Here is an 18,931-nt window from a genome sequence, read left to right on the forward strand (position 1 = left end):
TTTACAAACTGTTCCTGGATCACGCCTTGAGTCGCGCCTCGGACTCTTTCAGCGCCCGCGAAAACACCTTGGCGTCGTTGAAGGCCCGCGCCAGCACCAGCGCTCCCTGAATCTCCAGCACCGCATGCTCCGACTTGCGGCGGGCGACGTTCTTCTCGTCGCCGAGACGCCGCAGTGCGGCAGCCAGCGCATCGACCCAGCCGGCGAAATAGTCCTTCACCTTCTCGCCGAACAGATCGCGCGACGCGCCAAGCGCGACGACGCCGACAAGACAGACCCGTTGACCCGAACGGAAATAGTCATCCGTCGCGGCGTACATGTCCGCAACGCCCTTCACAGGATCGGACGCCGTGCGCAGCGGCGTGTAGATCCTGTCGACGAACCAGCGATCGATGGCGGCCAGCACCTCCGTCGCCATCTGCTCTTTGCCGCCGGGAAAAAAGTTGTAGAGGCTGCCCTTGCCGAGACCGGTGGCTTCGGAAATCAGCGTGAGCGTTGCCCCCTCATAGCCGTGCGCGCGGAACACTTCCGCCAGTAACAACAGGACATCCGCGCGCTCGGTGACCGTCTTCACCATTTCAATCCTTCAAGACCCGCCTAGTTCGGAACCGGAGCCAGCCCCGGCGTGTCCGCGGGGCGCGGCCCCGGTGCGGTCCAATGAAACCGGCGCTCGCTGTCCTTGATCGCGACATCGTTGATGCTGGCTTCGCGGCGCTTCATCAAGCCGTGTTCGTCGAATTCCCAGTTTTCGTTGCCATAGGATCGGAACCACTGCCCGGCGTGATCATGCCACTCGTACTGGAAACGCACCGAGATGAAATTCCGGTCGAACGCCCACAGATCCTTGATCAGGCGGTACTCGTGTTCCTTGGCCCATTTGCGGGTGAGGAATTCGACAATCGCGGCGCGGCCCTGAAAGAACTCCGAGCGGTTACGCCAGATGCTGTCCTCGGTGTAGGCCAGCGAGACCTTCACAGGGTCGCGCGAATTCCAGGCGTCTTCCGCCATGCGCGCCTTTTGCGCGGCGGTCTCCCGGGTAAATGGCGGCAGCGGCGGACGGGACATGACGAGCTCCAGTTTGTACCGATGAGTACAAACTTTTACCAATCGGTACAACACGTCAAGTTCGAAGATTCAAAGCGTTTTCAGGCCGCGTCCTGATCGGCCTTCATGGCGATGCGCAGCGCTTTCGGAATCGGCCGCGCGCGGCCGCCGGAGACGAACGCGACCTTGACCCGCGCCTCCACCAGCACCTCGTCGCCGCGCCGGACTTCCTGCGCCAGCGTGATCGATGCGCCCCGAATGTCGGCGGGCACCGTCACGACATCGAGCACATCGTCCATCCGCGCGGGCTTGAGATACTCGATCTGCATCGAGCGGACCACGAAGGCGAAACCGGGCGCCTCGTTCTGTGCTTCCGCGAACAGCGCATGCTGGTCGGCGCCGAGCAGCCGCAGATAATTGGTGCGGCCGCGCTCCATGAAACGCAGATAATTGGCGTGATAGACGATGCCGGTGAAATCGGTGTCTTCGTAATAGACACGCACCTGCATCACATGCTTGCCGTCGCGGATCGATCCGTCGAGATGAATTGTCATACCCACCGTTTTGCGCAAAATGTCCGCCGCTGCAAGCCGCTACACCACGCCGGACGCAGGCGCACCCAGCGTGACCAGCACGATTTCCGGTGGAACGCCCAGACGGAACGGCAGGATGCTGCAGCCGAGGCCACCGGAAACGATCACGTCGCATTTCTCGCGGCTGTGGCCATACGCGAACTTGCCGCCGTAGCGAGTCGGCACCACCGGCGACCAGCCGAACAGCCTGACCTGACCACCATGGGTATGACCGCTCAATTGCAAAGCCACGCGGGCGGGCACCCGCACCGCAACGTCCGGCTCGTGAGCCAGAAGGATCACCGGCGCGTCGTCTTTCACTTTTGCCAACGTCGCCGAGAGATCATCAACGCCGATGCGGCTGACCGGCCGGAAGCGCCGCGCAGGCAGATACGCCAATTGATCCCCGAGACCCGCCAGCCAGAACGGGCGACCGTCCTTGGTCAGGCGCTGCGCATCATTCTCGTAAACCGGAATACCGGCAGCCTCGAGTGCACGCCGCGCAACCGTGTGGCCCTCGCCCGCGCGCTGGATCGTCTTATCGTCCCACCAGTCATGATTGCCGAGGATCGCATGTACGCCGAGCGGCGCCTTTAGACCGCCCAACACAGGCGCCCATTCATCCGCAGGAATGTAACGCGTCACCTGACGATGCCCGGCGACGTAGTCGCCCAGCAGCACGACGACATCCGCTTTGAGACGATTGGTGCGATCGACGATGCCCTGGATGCGATCGAGCGACATCCACGGATCGCAGGCATGAAGGTCTGTGATGACTGCGATCTTGAGATTGAAGTCTGCCGGCCACTGCGGCGGCGCGATGTCATAGCGCGTGACCCGCAGCCGGGCCGGCTCGACACCGAATCCATAGGCCGTGGTCGAAGCGCCAAAAGCGCCAAGCCCAGCCATCAAACGGAGAAAATGTCGGCGAGAAATCATGAATGGTTAATCGTGATGCGCCCCATCCATGCCCATGAATTGAAGCGGAATTACGGTTCCCCGTCGCTCTCGCCTCCCCCGAACAGTCCGAATTGCGACGGATCGCGCGACGGCTCGGTCAGGCCGAGGTGCCGGAAGGCATGCGAGGTCAGAAGCCGCCCGCGCGGCGTGCGCTGCAGATAGCCGCATTGAATCAGGAACGGCTCGATAATGTCCTCGATGGCGTCGCGCGGCTCGGACAGCGCCGCCGCCATGGTCTCGACGCCAACCGGTCCGCCGCCGTAGTTCATGGCGATGGTTGTCAGGTAACGGCGGTCCATCGCATCAAGGCCCGCCTTGTCCACTTCCAGCGCGCCGAGCGCATTGTCCGCGATCTTGCGGTCGATGGCGCTCGCATCCGCAGCCGACGCGAAATCGCGCACCCGCCGCAGCAAGCGCCCCGCGATGCGCGGCGTGCCGCGCGCGCGTCGGGCAATTTCGTTGGCGCCGTCCGGCGTCATGCCGATGTTGAGCACCCGGGCACCACGAGTGACGATCTTTTCCAGTTCTTCCTCGGTGTAGAAATTCAGCCGGATCGGAATGCCGAAGCGATCGCGCAGCGGATTGGTCAGAAGCCCTGCCCGCGTGGTTGCGCCGACCAGCGTGAACTTCGCCAGATCGATTTTCACCGACCGCGCCGCCGGCCCCTCACCGATGATGAGGTCAAGCTGAAAATCCTCCATCGCCGGATAGAGCACTTCCTCCACGGCGGGACTGAGCCGGTGGATTTCGTCGATGAACAGGACGTCGCGCTCTTCAAGGTTGGTCAGCAGCGCGGCGAGATCGCCGGCCTTGGCGATCACAGGACCAGAAGTGGCGCGAAATCCGACGCCAAGTTCGCGCGCCACGATCTGCGCCAGCGTGGTCTTGCCGAGGCCCGGCGGGCCAACGAACAGCACGTGATCGAGCGCTTCGCTGCGCTTCCGTGCTGCATCGATGAACACCTGCAGATTGGCGCGCGCCTGCTGCTGGCCGACAAACTCGGACAGGTTCTGCGGACGCAGCGAGGTGTCGCCGATGTCGTCGGCGCGGCGTTCGGGGGTAACGATGCGGGGCGAAGTCATGGCGTATGTTTAACCCGATGCAGCGGACGGGCAAGCCACCAGCAGAAGCTGGCCGCAAGAAATGCCAGCACGCCCAATAGTGAGAACAGCGAAAGCGCCTGCGCCGGCGACTGCACGCTCGGCAGGATCAGCGCGGAAGATTCGCTCGGGTGGATGAACATGCCGAACACGATGAAGCCCGCTGCGGCGATGCCTGCTGCGAGCCATGCCATCCAGATCGCATTGATGTCCGCATAGACCGCGGTCCACGCGAAGATGGTTCCGGCCGCCACCGATGGCAAAAACGATGCGAGAATCGCGACCGCCGCCAGCAGCCATGCCGCGAACGAGGCAACCGTGCGCAATGCGTCGAGATCGGCGATGGCGAGCAGCAGTTGCAGCAGCGGCGCGCCCAGCGCGATCACCAGCAGCGAGACAATCGCGGCGACCGTCAGCGGTCCAGCTATCGTGAAGATCGCAACGATGCCGAGAAACCGTAAGGCCCGCTTGAGACCTTCGCGCCCGGCGATTGCATCCTGGGCGCCGGTCACTTCGACAATTCCTTGAGCCCGAGCCGGATGAGCTGCGCGGTCTCGGCCTTCTCGCCTGCGCTGCGCGATGCCGCTGCAATGGCGGCAGCAGCCTGCGGTTGGCCGTAGCCGAGATTGACCAGCGCGGAGATCGCGTCGGTGACGGGACGCGGTGCACGGTTGTCGTCGAGCGCGCCGGACAGATGCACCACGGCGGGATCGACAGTGGCAAAGGCCGGTGTCTTGTCTTTCAATTCAGTGACGATGCGTTCCGCAACTTTCGGGCCGACGCCGGGCGTGCGCGCCACCGCGGCCTTGTCGCGCAGCGCAATCGCATTGGCGAGGTCGGACGGCGGCAAGGTCGAGAGCACCGCGAGCGCCACCTTCGCGCCGACGCCCTGAACGGTTTGCAGCAGGCGGAACCATTCACGCTCCATGTCGCTGCGAAAGCCGAACAGCTTGATCTGGTCTTCGCGGACATAGGTTTCGATGGAAAGCACCGCGGCTTCGCCGGGCTGCGGCAGCGCCTGCAAGGTGCGCGCCGAGCAGTGCACCTGATAGCCGACGCCCTGCACATCGAGGATCACGTAATCCTCGCCGTAGGAATCGATCAGCCCTTTGAGTTTTCCGATCACCGGTTATGCCTGCCGTGTCGCAATGGCCGCCGCAGCGCCTGCCATCACACCGCCGCCGATCCGATTAAGCAATTTCATCGCGCGCGGACTGCGAAACAGCTTGCGCGCCCGCGCTGCCGCCAGCGCATAGCCGCCGAGTACGAATACCAGCACCACCGCGATGATACCGGCAAGCTCCGCGTAGCTGACAAGATCGATCCGGGAGACATCGATCAGCGTCGGCGTCAGCGCGAGATAAAATGCGATGGTCTTGGGATTGCCCAGCGTCAGCAACAGCTCGCCGAAAAACGAACGCCGCGGCTTGCCATCGACGTTACCGGCCGCATCGACGTCAACCGGTTTGGCCGGAGCCGTCCAGAGCCGATACGCGATGAAAAGCAGATACGCCGCACCGGCATATTTGATAACGGCGAAGATCATCTCGAAACTGTTCGCCACGAACGACAGGCCCAGCACTGCGATCGCAAGCCAGATGATGTCGCCCAGTACGATGCCGCCGATGAAGGCCGGCACACCCGCGGTGCCGCGTCCGATCACGCGCGCCAATAGCGCAGCAATTGCCGGTCCCGGCGAGGCCGCCGCCACCAGAATGGCGAAGGCAAAAATCGTCAACGCGGTTATCGTCATCATCAAATCCCTGTGCACGCTATCATCGCATCGAACCGGCCGCACCGCCACCCATGCGACGACGTCTCAACGCGCCGCTGCCACCTTCAATTTCAGCATCGCGCTCTGGCGGTGATGGGCATGGGTGATGGCGATGGCGAGCGCGTCGGCGGCGTCCGGTGTTTTCGGATCGGCCTTCGGCAGCAAGACGCCGAGCATGACGCGGATCTGGTTCTTGTCGGCATGCCCAGCCCCGACCACGGTTTTCTTCACCTGGTTGGGTGCGTATTCCGCAACCGAAATGCCGAACATCGCAGGCGCCAGCATGGCGACGCCCCGCGCCTGACCGAGCTTGAGGGTCGACGCCCCGTCCCTGTTGACGAACGTCTGCTCGACAGCGGCTTCCAGCGGCTTGAAGTCGCCGAGCACCCGGGCAAGGCCTTCGTGAATCGCCAAGAGACGCTCCGCCAGCGGCGACGTCTCGCGGGATTCCACCGAGCCGCAACCGACATAGATCAGCCGGTTGCCGTCAATGTCGATCACGCCCCAGCCGGTCCGGCGGAGACCGGGATCGATCCCAAGAATGCGAATCGCGTGAGAAGTCATGGCTTATGTTAGCGCAACGGCTTCCTCACGTCCGCAGAGGAGCGTGCGCGGGACACCGAAACCCACCTCATCGTCATGCCCGGCCTTGTGCCGGGCCTCCACGTCTTTCTTGAAGCAAGCGGTAAAGACGTGGATGGCCGGGATAAACCCGGCCATGACGATGGAAAATACCTTTGCGACCTACAGCAACGTCCCGCGCAGGATCAGCAGTGCCGCGCTGAAATAAATCATCAGTCCGGTGACGTCGACGAGGGTCGCGACAAAGGGCGCGGACGCGCTGGCCGGGTCGAATCCGACCCTTTGCAGGGCAAACGGAAGCATCGATCCCGCCACGGAACCGAATGTGACGACGCCGACAAGTGCTACGGCAACAGTCAGCCCCACCAGCATCCAGTGCTCGCCGTAGTCATAGATGCCGAGCTTCTGCCACATCACGACCCGCGCCATGCCGATGACGCCGAGCATTCCGCCGAGGATCAGGCCGGTCGGCAGTTCGCGCAGCATCACCCGCCACCAGTCCCCCAGCTTCACATCGCGCAGCGCGAGGGACCGGATCAGCAGCGAGGTCGCCTGCGAGCCCGAATTGCCGCCAGAACTCATGATCAGCGGAATGAAGAGGGTCAGCACCAGAGCCTTTTCCAGCTCACCTTCGAAATGCTGCATAACGCTCGCCGTCAGCATCTCGCTGACAAAAAGAATGGACAGCCAGCCGCCGCGTTTGCGGAGCATGCCGAGCAACCCGATCTGCATGTAGGGCTCTTCGGTCGCGGACATGCCGCCGAACTTCTGCACGTCTTCGGTATTCTCCTCGATGATGGCGTCGATGATGTCGTCCACCGTGACGATGCCGAGCAGATGCCCGGCCTTGTCGATCACCGGGACCGCCAGCAGATCGTGCCGCGTGATCAGGCGGGCAACGTCTTCGCGATCGATCAGGGGGAATGTGGTGATGGGCTCGCGGGTCGGAGCAAGGGTCAGGATGTTCGCCGACGGTTCACCCGAGATCAGCCTGCGCAGGGTGACTGCGCCGACGAGACGGCGGGTGAAGGGATCGAGCAGATAGATCGCATAGACGGTCTCGCGGGTCCGCTCGACCTTGCGAATATGCTGAAGCGTCTGCTCGACGGTCCAGTTGCTGGGCACGCTGACGAACTCGGTCGTCATCATCGCGCCGGCGGTGTTCTCCGGATAGGCCAGCAGGCCGACAATCGCTCCGCGGGATACGGCATCGAGCCCGGCCAGAAGCTCCGTCTTCGCGGGCTCGTCGAGCTGCTGCACGATGTCCGCCGCCATGTCGGCGGACATCCCTGCGAGCAAAGGTGCCGCGACATGACGAGGCAGCGCCTCGATGATCTCGGCGCCGAAATCCAGTTCCGGCTTGTCGAGAATCTCGATCGCGAACTCACGCGGCAGCAGCCGCATAACGTCCGCGGCGTCCGACGGCGGGAGTGTGTTGAGAATTTCGACGGTGTCGGCGGCGTGCTCGCCGATCAGGCTCGCGGCCAGAACAGCCGCATTGAAAGCGCCTTCATGCGCTGCATGGGTATCAGTCATAGCTCACCTTCAGGTTCTGCCGGCAACGGCAGGGTCGGTGAGCTGGCAGGTGCTCTAGACCACTGGGACCGTTGTCGGCGAAATACGTGGACTGTCGCTTGGCATAGTTGATTGGTTTCCAGTGATGGGCATCGAACGCGAGCGGACGCGCCCCTGCGGCTGACATGATCCTTCAGCAGGGCGACGTCAAGAAAAAATCTTCAGGGATGGGGTCTGTTCGGCCTTACGCGCTCATCTTGGCCGCGAGGGCGTCCGACACCTCGAAATTCGCATAGACGTTCTGGACGTCATCATGCTCGTTCAGGAGATCGAGCAGCTTGAACAGCTTCTCGCCGGTCTCGTCGTCGACCGTAATGGTGTTCTGCGGCTTCCACACCAGCGCGGCCTTGCGCGCTTCGCCGAACTTCGCCTCCAGCGCCTTGGCCACTTCGCGAAACGTCTCCGGCGATGCGAAGACTTCGTGGCCGTCTTCGCTCGACGCCACATCCTCGGCACCGGCCTCGATCGCGGCTTCCAGCATGGCGTCATCGGAGGCGACCTTGGCGTCGTATTCGATCACGCCGACGCGGTCGAACATGAAGGACACCGAGCCGGTTTCGCCGAGATTGCCGCCAGACTTGGTGAAGTAGGAACGGATGTCCGACGCAGCGCGATTGCGGTTGTCGGTCAGCGCCTCGACGATCACCGCGACGCCGCCGGGACCGTAGCCCTCGTAGCGGATCTCATCGTAGTTTTCGCCCTCGTTGCCGAGCGCCTTCTTGATGGCGCGCTCGATGTTGTCCTTGGGCACATTTTCCGCACGCGCCGCCGTGATCGCCAGCCGCAGGCGCGGGTTCATCGCCGGGTCCGGGGTTCCCAGTTTCGCCGCCACCGTGATTTCACGCGCGAGCTTGCCGAACATCTTGGACCGCATGGCGTCCTGCTTGCCCTTGCGGTGCATGATGTTCTTGAATTGGGAATGACCGGCCATCGGAAATCTCTCGGGTGTTCAGCGATGCGTTGCATGATTCCCGGGCATTGTTAACGCAACGGCCCGGCGGGGCGGCGTTATATTCCGGGAACGGTCAAATTTAAAGGCAGAACGCCCGATTTTCGGTATGGCGATACGCTTGATCGGCCACGACAGCGGCAAAAGTTAACCATGACTTCATGCCGGGGTGCGATAATGCCTACCTATTGCACATATTTTAGAGCCCCCTTATGGCGTTCGGTCTTTTTCGGAAGCGGCTGCCAGAACAGGTCAAGCCGAATATTTCCCTCGACGCGCCGGTGACGGCGCCTGAGCCGGTTGCGGCCGCCGATCACGACTCGGCCCGCGAGATTCTCGAACTGCTGGAACTTGAGCTGGTGGCGATGATCCGCCAGCTCGAGCGTGCGGCGAATTCAGTCGCCAGCGGGGCGCAATCCACCGCGACCACCCTGTACGCCATCCGTCATCGCGCCGACGCCCTGACCGACCGCACCAGCGACGCGCAGGCCACGGCAGAGACGTTTTCGCAGGCGGCGGAAAAGTTCACCCAGTCGGCCCACGGCATCGGCGCTCAGGTGCGCAGCGCCAGCAAGCTCGCGGATGAGGCCAGCGCCGCGGCGCGCGAAGCCAGCCTCAATGTCGATCGGTTGCGCGAGTCCTCCGCGGCGATCGGCAACGTCGTCAACCTGATCGCGACCATCGCCAAGCAGACCACGCTGCTGGCGCTGAATTCCACCATCGAAGCGGCGCGCGCCGGTTCTGCGGGCCGCGGGTTCGCGGTCGTCGCGTCCGAGGTCAAGGCGCTCGCGGTCCAGACCCAGAACGCGACCGAGGAAATCAAGGCCAAGATCGACGCCCTGCAGCAGGACGCCGCAACGTCGTTCGACGCGGTGCATCGGATCTCCGCCGCCATCGACGCCATCAAGCCGGTGTTCGCGCACGTCAACGGCGCGGTGGCCGAGCAGAACGAAACCACCGGCGAGATCACGCAGAACGCAGCCTCTGCTTCGCAGTTCATCGCCTCGGTCGGCACCAGCAGCGCCGAGATCGACAACGCCGCCAAGGAAGCCGAAGCCCACGGCGAGAGCGTCGCGCAGGCCGGCAAAGCCGTGACGATGTTTGCCGAGAAGCTGAAAACGCGCTGCGCGGTTCTGCTGCGCCAGAACGAAAACGAGGAACGCAAGGCCGAGCGCATGCCGTGCCGCCTTCAGATCGAGATCGGCACCCACCCCTCCCCGATCAAGGCCGAGGTATTCGAGATTTCCATCGACGGCCTCCTGATCGGCGGCGCGGGCGCCGGCTCCATTCCATCTCATCAGGTGCTGAAGGCGACACTGGAAGATATCGGTGTGTGCAGCATCCGCGTGACCGGACAAACCGCCGGTGGCGCGCTGGCCGAATTCGTATCACCCGACGCCGCGCTCAAGGACAGGATCGAAGACAAGGTCTGGAGCATTCACGACGAGAACACCGAGTTCGTGACGCGGGCCATGGAAGCCGGCGATGCGATCACCAAGATTTTCGAGAACGCTGTCGCCAAGGGTGACATCACCCTCGATGATCTGTTCGACGAAGATTACGTGAAGATCGAAGGCACCGACCCGGTGCAGTATCGCACGCGGTTTCTCAACTGGGCCGACCGGGCGCTGCCCGAGATCCAGGAAGCCATGCTAGCTCGCGACGCTCGCGCGGCTTTCTGCGCCACGATCGACCGCAACGGCTATCTGCCGGTCCACAACAAGGTATATTCGCATCCGCAACGCGCGGGCGATGCCGCCTGGAACACCGCGAACTGTCGTAACCGCCGGATATTCAACGACGCCGCCGGGCTCGCCGCCGGCCGCAACATCCGATCCTATCTGATCCAGAGCTATGCCCGCGACATGGGCAACGGCAAAACGATCATGATGCGCGAGATCGACGTGCCGATCCGCGTCAGGGGCCGTCATTGGGGTGGGTTCAGAACGGCGTATAAGGTTTAGGTTCTCGTATCGGAGCGATGCTCGCACCGACACATCGTTGTCATGGCCGGGCTTGACCCGGCCATCCATCTAAAAAGAAATCCTTTGAAAAGACGGATTGCCGGGTCAAGCCCGGCAATGACGACAATATCGGTTCGCAAGGCTGATACCTCTTACGAACGCTACCAGAAATCCGGCACGGCCCGTTCCAGCAACGGACCGATCCGCACAGCCGCCACACGCGTTGCAAGGCCGGTCGTATCATCGGTCTCGACCGCGATGCCGCTCAATGTCGCGACACCTTCCGCAGGCTCGAAACGTCCCGCCGGATAACCGCGCTGAAAGCGTCCAAGCGGCTCCTCGCGCTGCATCCCGATGATGGATTCATAATCTCCCGTCATGCCCGCGTCGGTCATGTAGGCCGTGCCGGAGGGAAGAATACGATGATCCGAGGTCGGCACATGGGTGTGCGTGCCGACCACGAGACTGGCGCGGCCGTCGCAGAAATAGCCTATCGCCTGTTTTTCGCTCGATGCCTCGCCGTGAAAATCAACAACGACCGCATCGGCAACCTCGCGCAGCGGACACGCATTCAGTTCGCGGTCGATGATGGCGAAAGGATCATCGAACGGCTGCATGAAGACGCGCCCGATGCCGTTGATGACCAATGCGCGCTTGCCGTTCCGGGTATCGATCAGCGCAGCGCCGCGGCCCGGCGTGCCCGGCGGAAAATTCGCCGGACGGATCAGCCGCGGCGCGCGCTCGATGAACACCAGCGCCTCGCGCTGATCCCACGAATGATTGCCGAGCGTGATCGCATCCGCGCCGGCTTCCAGCAATTCATGATAAATTGCTTCGGTGATGCCGAAACCGCCGGCGGCATTCTCGCCGTTCACGATAACCAGATCGAGTTTCCAGTCGCGGATCAGGCCCGGAAGCATTTCGTTCACGGCCACGCGGCCACTGCGTCCCACCACGTCGCCAACAAACAGAATGCGCACTTACAACCCCCGCAGATCAATCAGTTCGCGTTCCGTTAGCACACAATCGAGCTGTTCGTCGTGTGGAAGTCGCGGCACGGTTTCGATTTCCTGCACTGCAAACGCGACGCCGATGACGGTTATTTTCTTGATGGTACGCAGGTCCTGAAGGGTACGGTCGTAATAGCCGCGGCCATAGCCGATGCGGTGACCGGCGCGGTCGAAGGCCGCCAGCGGCACCAGCACAATATCCGGATCGACCTCATCCGCGTCAGACGACGGCTGGAAAATCCCGAAAGGCCCGCGCACGAGCCCCTCGTCAGGCTGCCATGCACGAAAGATCAGAGCCTCATTTCGCGCGATGATAACCGGCAGCGCCAGCGTAGCGCCTCTGTGCGCAAGCGCTCGCATCAACGGATACGGATCGAGTTCGCTGTTGATTGGCGAGTAGCCCGCGACGATGACACCGGGCGGCAGTTCAACCGGCAGGGATGCCGCCGCGATGACCCTGGCAGCATCGGCGCGCGCTTCGACGCTCAACGCGTCACGCTGCGCCAGCGCGCCGCGCCGGAAATCGTCTTTCAGATTGTCGAGAAATTTATTTCCATCCACCGCGGAGAGTCCTTGTCACCTCTCCTGCGCGAAAGGGGCGGAGGCGAAAAGAAAGTGCGAAGCCACGATGGCCGTTGAAGCACTCGATCCCGGAGCACCTACGAAAGTAGGTGGGCACCATGTGACCGGATCCACGGATCCGGCCAGGGACAGTTCCCTGAAGGATCGATAAGGCCCCGGGGATATTATGGCTTCTGACGCGCGACGCAGCCTCGCCTGACCAATGTAGTCACGATCACGCCGGAGCGCCAGCGGGGCCGCCGTCAATCGTCAGCCGATCGCGATGCCGTTGCGGGCCGGGCGATTCAGCGCCTGGGTCATTTTCTCGATCCGGTCGGACGCTGAATTCAGCGCGTTGGCGACGGCAGATTGTGTTGCCCGGGCCCGGTCCGCTGCGACGACACGAACGTCGCGCAGGGCGTTCAGTTCTTCCTCGAGAGCGCGGATACGCTGCCCGGCATCGACGAGTTCGTCGGCAACTGTCAACGCAGCCATCACGGTCAGGCGTCCATCGCCGATCTCGCCGAACTTGCCGCGCAGGCTGGCGATGCGGGCCTCCAGGCTTTCCGCCAGCCGCAGCAGCCGGCTTTCCTGCCCGGCCTCGCAGGCCATGCGATACTGTCGACCGTTGATGGTGACGTTGATGTGGCTCATGGAGATTCTCCGGAATCGATCACCGAGCGGATGGTGTCGATGGCGACATCGAGGCGTTCCGCGATCTCGCGATTGGTCCGCTCCAGCGCCCGCGAGCGCACCAGCGTTCCGTCGAGTTCATTGGCGAGACGCGAACGATCGGCGCCGAGCGACTGGATCCGCGCGCCCAGATCATCGTCGATGCGATCGGATTCCCGGCGCCGCTCCACGGCACTTTCAAGCGCATCGAGCGCCGCCGCCAGCCGCCGCGTGGCGAGTTCGATGTCGCTCGCACCGGCAGGTGCGGGCTCTGGATTGGCGAAACCGTTGGCACTGCGGTCGGTCATCACGGAACGGCGGCCTTTTTCGACTCTGGCCCGGCTTGAAAAGCAGCGAACCGGCAAGCATTTAGGCGGGTAAATTTACGACCCGGACGAGCCGCGCGCAACGCTGGCCGCAAGCTATGCACACAAAGCGAAAACTCACGGCGAAAAGGCCGTAATGCCCTTGGACTCAAGGGTTTCACGATGCTATCCACCCTGCGAAAGCTTCCCCGGCCGTGGCATTTTTGAGACATACGGCCACTTCCCACATCGAATGTCAGGCGGACATCCCATGACTGTGCGTGTCGACCCCTCCCGTATGGCCAATGCGATTCGCGCACTGGCCATGGACGCCGTGGAAAAGGCGAAATCGGGCCATCCCGGCCTGCCCATGGGCGCGGCCGACGTAGCCACCGTGCTGTTCACCCAGTTCCTTAAATTCGATGCCAGCGACCCGGCCTGGCCGGACCGCGACCGTTTCGTGCTGTCCGCCGGCCACGGTTCGATGCTGCTCTATGCGCTGCTGTATCTGACCGGCAATTCGTCGATGACCATCGAGCAGATCAAGAATTTCCGTCAGCTCGGCTCGCTGACGCCGGGCCATCCGGAAAACTTCATCACGCCGGGCATCGAGACCACCACCGGTCCGCTCGGCCAGGGCATCGCCACCGCCGTCGGCATGGCGCTGGCCGAGCGCCGCATGGCCGCCGAGTTCGGCGGCGACATCGTCGATCATCACACCTATGTGCTCGCCTCCGACGGCGACCTGATGGAAGGCATCAGCCAGGAAGCCATCGCGTTCGCCGGACACCTCAAGCTCAACAAGCTGATCGTACTGTTCGACGACAACGGCATTTCCATCGACGGCGCGATCTCGCTGTCGGATTCGGTCGATCAGGTGAAGCGCTTCGAGTCTGCTGGCTGGGCTGCCGAGCGTATCGACGGCCACGATCAAAAAGCCATCGCGGCCGCGCTGACGCGCGCGCAAAAATCCGACCGCCCGACCCTGATCGCGTGCAAGACCACGATCGGCTTCGGCGCGCCGAACAAGGCGGGTTCGGAAAAGTCCCACGGCTCGCCGCTCGGCGCGGACGAAATCGCCGGCGCCCGCAAGAACCTGAAGTGGGATTCAGCACCGTTCGAGGTTCCGCAGGACATTCTCGACGCCTGGCGCGCAGCAGGATCTCGTGGCAAAGCTGCACATGAAGCCTGGACCAAGACCATCGGCACCAAGGACGCAGGCGCACGCGCCGAATTCGAGCGCCGCATGAAGGGCGAGCTTCCCGCCAAGGCGCTCGCGGATGCAGTCGCTGCGATGAAGGCCTCGCTTGCTGCGAGTCCGAAGGACATCGCCACCCGCACCGCGTCCGAGCAAGCGCTCGAAGTGCTCTGCGCGGCGGTGCCCGAGATGATCGGCGGTTCGGCCGATCTCACCGGCTCCAACAACACCCGCGTCAAGGGCATGGTCGCCATCTCCGCCAACAATTACGGCGGCCGTTACGTCAACTACGGCATCCGTGAGCACGGCATGGCGGCCGCGATGAACGGCATGACCCTGCACGGCGGCCTGATTCCGTATTCGGGCACGTTCCTCGTGTTCTCCGACTATCTGCGCCCGGCGCTGCGGCTTGCGGCCTTGATGGGCGAGCGCGCGATCCACGTTCTCACCCACGATTCGATCGGCCTCGGCGAGGACGGCCCGACCCATCAGCCGGTCGAGCATCTGGCGGCGCTGCGCGCGATCCCGAACTGCAACGTGTTCCGGCCCTGCGACACGGTCGAGACGCTGGAATGCTGGCAGCTCGCGCTCGAAGCCAAGGATCGGCCCAGCGTGCTGGCACTGACCCGCCAGAACCTGCCGCAGCTGCGCCTTGCGAACGACGCCGACAACAAGTGCGCCGCCGGCGCCTATGAGATCTCCAAGGCCGACGGCGAGGCGAAAGTCTCGATCTTCGCGTCCGGCTCAGAGGTCTCGCTTGCGGTCGAGGCGCAGAAACTGCTCGCCGCGCGCGGCATTCCGACGCGGGTGGTCTCCGTGCCCTGCATGGATCTGCTGCTGGAACTGCCGAAGGCCCAAAAAGCCGCCATCATCGGCAAGGCGCCGGTGAAAATCGCCGTTGAAGCCGCGATTCGTCAGGGCTGGGACGCAGTCATCGGCTCCGACGGTATTTTCGTGGGCATGGACGGGTTCGGCGCCAGCGCCCCCTACAAGGATCTGTACCGGCATTTCGGGATCACCGCGGAAGCCGTGGCGGAGGCCGCGCAGGCTGCTCTGAAGGCCTGATAAACATTCAGGATTCAGGTGATTGCATCGTGGCGTCATTCGGGGCAAAAACCGCCTCGAAAATCGTCATTTCCGACCTATCGAGGAGAAGTTGAATGGCAGTTCGTGTCGCAATCAATGGATTTGGCCGTATCGGCCGCAACATCCTGCGGGCCATTTATGAATCCAAGCGCACGGACATCGAGGTCGTCGCCATCAACGACCTCGGCCCGGTCGAAACCAACGCCCATCTGCTGCGCTATGATTCCGTGCATGGCCGGTTCCCGGGCACCGTGACGGTCGACGGCGATTCCATCAATCTCGGCAACGGCAAGATCAAGGTCACCGCAGTGCGTGATCCGGCGACCCTGCCGTGGAAGGACCTCGGCATCGACATCGCGATGGAATGCACCGGCATTTTCAGCGCCAAGGCCAAGGCATCGGCGCATCTGACCGCAGGCGCCAAGCGCGTGCTGGTGTCCGCCCCGTCGGACGGCGCGGACGCGACCATCGTCTACGGCGTCAACCACGACAAGCTCACCAAGGATCACTTGGTCGTTTCGAACGGTTCCTGCACCACGAACTGCCTCGCGCCGGTCGCCAAGGTGCTGAACGACACCGTCGGCATCGAAACCGGCTTCATGACCACGATCCATGCCTATACCGGCGACCAGCCGACGCTCGACACCATGCACAGCGATCTCTATCGCGGCCGTGCGGCTGCGCTGTCGATGATCCCGACCTCCACGGGTGCGGCGAAGGCCATCGGCCTCGTGCTGCCGGAACTGCAGGGCAAGCTCGACGGCGTCGCGATCCGCGTGCCTACTCCGAACGTGTCGGTGATTGATCTCAAGATCGTCGCCAAGCGCGCGACGTCCAAGGAAGAGATCAACGACGCGATCAAGCGCGCGGCTCAACAGGAACTGAAGGGCATCCTCGGCACGACCAGCGATCAGAACGTCTCGATCGACTTCAACCACGACGCCCACTCGTCCACCTTCGCCTTCGACCAGACCAAGGTGCAGAACGGAACGCTGGTGCGCGTGCTGTCGTGGTACGACAACGAGTGGGGCTTCTCGAACCGCATGGCCGACACGGCTGCTGCGATGAGCAAGCTGATCTGAAAAACGTCATCTTGAGGTGCGCACTGGCGCACCTCGAAGGATGACATCGAACAAACTTCCACCCTTCGAGGCTCGCATCTACGACGCTCGCACCTCAGGGTGACGATGGGAAGAACGCAAGATCGCAATGTCCGGATTTCGCACCCTCGATGATGTCGACGTGAAGGGAAAGCGCGTGCTGCTGCGCGTCGACCTCAACGTGCCGATGGACAACGGACGCGTGTCCGACACCACGCGTCTGCAGCGCATCGCCAAGACCATCATCGAGCTGTCGCAAGCCGGCGGCAAAGTCGTGATCCTCGCCCATTTCGGACGGCCAAAAGGGCCGGACCCGAAGGACTCGCTGAAGCCCGTGGCCACCGCGCTCGGCTACGTGCTGCTGCGTCACGTCGAGTTCGCCCCCGACTGCGTCGGCGAGATCGCCGAGAGAGCCGTCGCGGGGCTGAAGAACGGCGAGATTCTTTGTCTGGAGAATACCCGCTTTCATCCCGGCGAGGAGAAGAACGATCCCGCCTTCGTCGCGCAACTCGCGAAGCTCGGCGACATTTGGGTCAACGACGCCTTCTCCTGCGCGCACCGCGCCCACGCCTCGACGGAAGGCCTCGGCCGCGTGCTGCCCGGCTATGCCGGCCGCACCATGGAAGCCGAACTCGACGCGCTGGGCAAAGCGCTGGAACAGCCGGTCCATCCGGTGATCGCCATTGTCGGCGGCTCGAAGGTCTCGAGCAAGATCGATTTGCTGGAGAATCTCGTCAGCAAGGTCGATGCGCTGGTGATCGGCGGCGGCATGGCCAACACCTTCCTGCACGCGCAGGGCGTCGATGTCGGAAAGTCGCTTTGTGAAAAAGACCTCGCCGCCACCGCGCTGCGCATTCTCGTCAAGGCCAACTCCACCAACTGCGCGATTATCCTGCCGGTCGATGCGGTGGTCGCCGAGAAATTCGAAGCCAACGCGCCGTCGCAGGCCTGTGGCCTCGACGCCATTCCCGCCGACGGCATGATCCTCGACGTCGGCCCGCAGTCCATCAAGCGGATCGATGCGGCCATCGACGACGCCGCGACGCTGGTATGGAACGGCCCGCTCGGCGCGTTCGAAATGTCGCCGTTCGACCGCGGCACGGTTCAGGCGGCCAAATATGCGGCAGCACGCACCAAGGCCGGCAAACTGGTGTCCGTCGCAGGCGGCGGAGACACCGTTGCGGCGTTGAACCACGCTGGCGTGGGCAAGGATTTCACCTACGTTTCGACCGCCGGCGGCGCCTTTCTTGAGTGGATGGAAGGGAAACCTTTGCCCGGCGTCGAGGTTCTTAGAGTACGCTAATTTCAACGGATCTGGCGCCCTTGGCGCTGCCTTCAAGACCACGGAGAACAAGCACCCATGGCTCGCATCACGTTGCGTCAATTGCTGGATCATGCTGCTGAGAACGACTACGGCGTGCCGGCATTCAACATCAACAACATGGAACAGGCGCTGGCCATCATGGAAGCCGCCAGTTCCGTCGATGCGCCGGTTATCATTCAGGCATCGCGCGGCGCGCGCTCCTACGCCAACGACGTGATGCTCAAGCACATGATGGACGCGGTGACGGAAATCTATCCGCACATTCCCGTCTGTGTGCATCTCGATCACGGCAACGAACCCGCCACTTGCATGACCGCGATCCAGGCCGGCTTCACCTCGGTGATGATGGACGGCTCGCTGAAGGCGGACGGCAAGACCCCGGGCGACTGGGATTACAATGTCGGCGTCACCAAGACCGTCACCGACATGGCGCATCTCGGCGGCATCTCGGTGGAAGGCGAACTCGGCGTGCTCGGCTCGCTGGAAAGCGGCGAAGGCGAGAAGGAAGATGGTCACGGTTTTGAGGGCAAGCTGTCGCACGATCAGTTGCTGACCAATCCCGACGAGGCCGTGAAGTTCGTCAAGGAAACCCAGGTCGACGCGCTGGCGATTGCGATGGGCACCTCGCACGGCGCCTACAAGTTCACCCGCAAGCCGGACGGCGACATCCTCGCCATGAACGTGATCGAGGAAATTCACCGCAAGCTGCCGAACACGCACCTTGTGATGCACGGCTCGTCGTCGGTGCCGCAGGATCTGCAGGAGATCATCAACAAGTTCGGCGGCCAGATGAAGCCGACCTGGGGCGTGCCCGTCTCCGAGATCCAGCGCGGCATCAAGCACGGCGTGCGCAAGATCAACATCGACACCGACAATCGGATGGCGATGACCGGCCAGATCCGCAAGATCCTGACCGAACATCCGAGCGAATTCGATCCGCGCAAGTATCTTAAGCCCGCGATGGAAGCGATGACCAAGCTCTGCAAGCAGCGCTTGCAGGAGTTCAACACCGCGGGCCAGGCCAGCAAGATCAAGAAGGTGCTGACCACCGCCCAGATGGCGCAGCGCTACGCCAAGGGCGAGCTTCAGGCGAAGATCGCGTAAATAAGCCATCCTTCGAGGCTCGCCGCTCAAGAGCGGCTCGCACCTCAGGAT

General features: G+C 63.1%; 20 protein-coding genes and 1 other RNA gene. 5 read left to right on the plus strand and 16 right to left on the minus strand.

What is annotated here, in order from left to right:
- Nucleotides 1-19: 19 nt before the first annotated feature.
- From HNQ36_RS14600 to HNQ36_RS14650, 11 genes are all read right to left on the minus strand, one after another.
- A complete protein-coding gene (locus tag HNQ36_RS14600; RefSeq protein WP_184086266.1) occupies nt 20-577 on the minus strand; it encodes a TetR/AcrR family transcriptional regulator in 558 nt (185 codons plus the stop codon).
- Between the two features lie 20 nt (nt 578-597).
- Nucleotides 598-1,065: a nuclear transport factor 2 family protein gene (locus HNQ36_RS14605; RefSeq protein WP_184086268.1), complete on the minus strand. Its 468-nt coding sequence runs from the start codon at nt 1,063-1,065 to the stop codon at nt 598-600.
- Nucleotides 1,066-1,145: 80 nt separating this feature from the next.
- Nucleotides 1,146-1,598 carry a tol-pal system-associated acyl-CoA thioesterase gene (gene ybgC / locus HNQ36_RS14610; RefSeq protein WP_046827757.1) on the minus strand — a complete coding sequence of 151 codons (453 nt, stop codon included), beginning with the start codon at nt 1,596-1,598 and terminating at the stop codon, nt 1,146-1,148.
- Nucleotides 1,599-1,637: 39 nt separating this feature from the next.
- Nucleotides 1,638-2,555, minus strand: a complete 918-nt coding sequence (locus HNQ36_RS14615) for a metallophosphoesterase (protein ID WP_184086270.1) — start codon at nt 2,553-2,555, stop codon at nt 1,638-1,640.
- A gap of 50 nt (nt 2,556-2,605) precedes the next feature.
- On the minus strand, nt 2,606-3,658 hold the full coding sequence (gene ruvB, locus HNQ36_RS14620) for a Holliday junction branch migration DNA helicase RuvB (protein ID WP_184086272.1): 1,053 nt from the start codon (nt 3,656-3,658) through the stop codon (nt 2,606-2,608).
- Nucleotides 3,655-4,188, minus strand: a complete 534-nt coding sequence (locus HNQ36_RS14625) for a hypothetical protein (RefSeq protein ID WP_184086274.1) — start codon at nt 4,186-4,188, stop codon at nt 3,655-3,657. The genes ruvB and HNQ36_RS14625 overlap by 4 nt, the downstream gene beginning before the upstream one ends.
- Nucleotides 4,185-4,802 carry a Holliday junction branch migration protein RuvA gene (gene ruvA / locus HNQ36_RS14630; RefSeq protein WP_184086276.1) on the minus strand — a complete coding sequence of 206 codons (618 nt, stop codon included), beginning with the start codon at nt 4,800-4,802 and terminating at the stop codon, nt 4,185-4,187. The genes HNQ36_RS14625 and ruvA overlap by 4 nt, the downstream gene beginning before the upstream one ends.
- Before the next feature lie 3 nt (nt 4,803-4,805).
- Nucleotides 4,806-5,429, minus strand: a complete 624-nt coding sequence (locus HNQ36_RS14635) for a LysE family translocator (RefSeq protein WP_184086278.1) — start codon at nt 5,427-5,429, stop codon at nt 4,806-4,808.
- 66 nt (nt 5,430-5,495) lie between these two features.
- Entirely contained in the window at nt 5,496-6,014 is a 519-nt protein-coding gene (gene ruvC, locus HNQ36_RS14640) for a crossover junction endodeoxyribonuclease RuvC (RefSeq protein ID WP_184086280.1), read from the minus strand.
- Between the two features lie 180 nt (nt 6,015-6,194).
- Nucleotides 6,195-7,568: a magnesium transporter gene (gene mgtE, locus HNQ36_RS14645; protein ID WP_184086282.1), complete on the minus strand. Its 1,374-nt coding sequence runs from the start codon at nt 7,566-7,568 to the stop codon at nt 6,195-6,197.
- Nucleotides 7,569-7,791: 223 nt separating this feature from the next.
- Nucleotides 7,792-8,538: a YebC/PmpR family DNA-binding transcriptional regulator gene (locus HNQ36_RS14650; protein WP_184086284.1), complete on the minus strand. Its 747-nt coding sequence runs from the start codon at nt 8,536-8,538 to the stop codon at nt 7,792-7,794.
- Nucleotides 8,539-8,768: 230 nt separating this feature from the next.
- Between HNQ36_RS14650 and HNQ36_RS14655 the strand changes: the two genes are divergently transcribed.
- The gene (locus HNQ36_RS14655; RefSeq protein ID WP_184086286.1) at nt 8,769-10,520 is read left to right on the plus strand and encodes a methyl-accepting chemotaxis protein; all 1,752 of its coding nucleotides are present in this window, start codon (nt 8,769-8,771) and stop codon (nt 10,518-10,520) included.
- A gap of 161 nt (nt 10,521-10,681) precedes the next feature.
- On the opposite strand, the gene HNQ36_RS14660 is transcribed toward HNQ36_RS14655, so the two are convergent.
- The 5 genes from HNQ36_RS14660 to HNQ36_RS14680 all read right to left on the minus strand — a co-directional run bounded on the left by HNQ36_RS14660 (nt 10,682) and on the right by HNQ36_RS14680 (nt 13,071).
- The gene (locus tag HNQ36_RS14660) at nt 10,682-11,500 is read right to left on the minus strand and encodes a TIGR00282 family metallophosphoesterase (RefSeq protein ID WP_184086288.1); all 819 of its coding nucleotides are present in this window, start codon (nt 11,498-11,500) and stop codon (nt 10,682-10,684) included.
- Complete coding sequence (locus tag HNQ36_RS14665) at nt 11,501-12,091, minus strand: 5-formyltetrahydrofolate cyclo-ligase (protein ID WP_184086290.1); 591 nt, start codon at nt 12,089-12,091, stop codon at nt 11,501-11,503.
- Between the two features lie 55 nt (nt 12,092-12,146).
- Nucleotides 12,147-12,307, minus strand: a non-coding RNA gene (ssrS, locus tag HNQ36_RS14670) — 6S RNA.
- A gap of 54 nt (nt 12,308-12,361) precedes the next feature.
- Nucleotides 12,362-12,745: a cell division protein ZapA gene (locus HNQ36_RS14675; RefSeq protein ID WP_019195440.1), complete on the minus strand. Its 384-nt coding sequence runs from the start codon at nt 12,743-12,745 to the stop codon at nt 12,362-12,364.
- Complete coding sequence (locus tag HNQ36_RS14680; protein WP_046827768.1) at nt 12,742-13,071, minus strand: DUF4164 domain-containing protein; 330 nt, start codon at nt 13,069-13,071, stop codon at nt 12,742-12,744. Before HNQ36_RS14680 ends, HNQ36_RS14675 begins: the two co-directional genes overlap by 4 nt.
- 268 nt (nt 13,072-13,339) lie before the next feature.
- Here HNQ36_RS14680 and tkt point away from each other — a divergent pair, with 268 nt between their 5' ends.
- From tkt to fba, 4 genes are all read left to right on the plus strand, one after another.
- A complete protein-coding gene (gene tkt / locus HNQ36_RS14685; protein ID WP_184086292.1) occupies nt 13,340-15,331 on the plus strand; it encodes a transketolase in 1,992 nt (663 codons plus the stop codon).
- Between the two features lie 95 nt (nt 15,332-15,426).
- Entirely contained in the window at nt 15,427-16,434 is a 1,008-nt protein-coding gene (gap, locus tag HNQ36_RS14690) for a type I glyceraldehyde-3-phosphate dehydrogenase (protein WP_184086295.1), read from the plus strand.
- A gap of 127 nt (nt 16,435-16,561) precedes the next feature.
- Complete coding sequence (locus tag HNQ36_RS14695) at nt 16,562-17,755, plus strand: phosphoglycerate kinase (RefSeq protein WP_184086297.1); 1,194 nt, start codon at nt 16,562-16,564, stop codon at nt 17,753-17,755.
- Nucleotides 17,756-17,812: 57 nt separating this feature from the next.
- On the plus strand, nt 17,813-18,880 hold the full coding sequence (fba, locus tag HNQ36_RS14700) for a class II fructose-bisphosphate aldolase (RefSeq protein WP_184086299.1): 1,068 nt from the start codon (nt 17,813-17,815) through the stop codon (nt 18,878-18,880).
- Nucleotides 18,881-18,931 lie beyond the last annotated feature (51 nt).

The organism is Afipia massiliensis, from assembly GCF_014203115.1.
Lineage (GTDB): Bacteria > Pseudomonadota > Alphaproteobacteria > Rhizobiales > Xanthobacteraceae > Afipia > Afipia massiliensis.

Coding starts and splice junctions, on each gene's coding strand:
- tkt (WP_184086292.1), top strand. CDS start 13,340: ATGACTGTGCGTGTCGACCCCTCCCGTATGGCCAATGCGATTCGCGCA.
- HNQ36_RS14695 (WP_184086297.1), top strand. CDS start 16,562: ATGTCCGGATTTCGCACCCTCGATGATGTCGACGTGAAGGGAAAGCGC.
- gap (WP_184086295.1), top strand. CDS start 15,427: ATGGCAGTTCGTGTCGCAATCAATGGATTTGGCCGTATCGGCCGCAAC.
- HNQ36_RS14675 (WP_019195440.1), bottom strand. CDS start 12,745: ATGAGCCACATCAACGTCACCATCAACGGTCGACAGTATCGCATGGCC.
- HNQ36_RS14655 (WP_184086286.1), top strand. CDS start 8,769: ATGGCGTTCGGTCTTTTTCGGAAGCGGCTGCCAGAACAGGTCAAGCCG.
- HNQ36_RS14680 (WP_046827768.1), bottom strand. CDS start 13,071: ATGACCGACCGCAGTGCCAACGGTTTCGCCAATCCAGAGCCCGCACCT.
- HNQ36_RS14600 (WP_184086266.1), bottom strand. CDS start 577: ATGGTGAAGACGGTCACCGAGCGCGCGGATGTCCTGTTGTTACTGGCG.
- ybgC (WP_046827757.1), bottom strand. CDS start 1,598: ATGACAATTCATCTCGACGGATCGATCCGCGACGGCAAGCATGTGATG.
- mgtE (WP_184086282.1), bottom strand. CDS start 7,568: ATGACTGATACCCATGCAGCGCATGAAGGCGCTTTCAATGCGGCTGTT.
- HNQ36_RS14605 (WP_184086268.1), bottom strand. CDS start 1,065: ATGTCCCGTCCGCCGCTGCCGCCATTTACCCGGGAGACCGCCGCGCAA.
- ruvB (WP_184086272.1), bottom strand. CDS start 3,658: ATGACTTCGCCCCGCATCGTTACCCCCGAACGCCGCGCCGACGACATC.
- HNQ36_RS14635 (WP_184086278.1), bottom strand. CDS start 5,429: ATGACGATAACCGCGTTGACGATTTTTGCCTTCGCCATTCTGGTGGCG.
- ruvC (WP_184086280.1), bottom strand. CDS start 6,014: ATGACTTCTCACGCGATTCGCATTCTTGGGATCGATCCCGGTCTCCGC.
- HNQ36_RS14615 (WP_184086270.1), bottom strand. CDS start 2,555: ATGATTTCTCGCCGACATTTTCTCCGTTTGATGGCTGGGCTTGGCGCT.
- fba (WP_184086299.1), top strand. CDS start 17,813: ATGGCTCGCATCACGTTGCGTCAATTGCTGGATCATGCTGCTGAGAAC.
- HNQ36_RS14650 (WP_184086284.1), bottom strand. CDS start 8,538: ATGGCCGGTCATTCCCAATTCAAGAACATCATGCACCGCAAGGGCAAG.